Below are 229 nucleotides of genomic sequence, written 5' to 3'. Positions count from 1 at the left end.
CCACCGAGCGCAACACCGAGCAGGACTGGCTGAAGACCAACCTTGCGCGCTTCACCAACATGCTGCAGGGGCAGCGCGATCTGACGCTGGTCGGCAAGATGCTGCTGTCGGAGCTGGCGCCGCTGGTTGGCGCCCATCAAGGGGTCATCTACCAGGTGGATGCCGACGAGCGGCAGCCGGTCCTGTCGCTGCTCTCGGTCTACGCGAAAGGCGGCGAGGCGGCGCATCC

General features: G+C 66.8%; 1 protein-coding gene. It reads left to right on the top strand.

The features are described 5' to 3' along the window. The coding region (locus tag EOD29_RS35630) for a hypothetical protein (RefSeq protein ID WP_164764136.1) at positions 1 to 229 on the top strand (229 nt) is incomplete at both ends.

This window comes from Mesorhizobium sp. M1A.T.Ca.IN.004.03.1.1 (assembly GCF_003997555.1).
Lineage (GTDB): Bacteria > Pseudomonadota > Alphaproteobacteria > Rhizobiales > Rhizobiaceae > Mesorhizobium.
The sequence above is the reverse complement of the archived record's forward strand: the minus strand, read 5'-3'. Positions and strand labels throughout refer to the sequence as shown.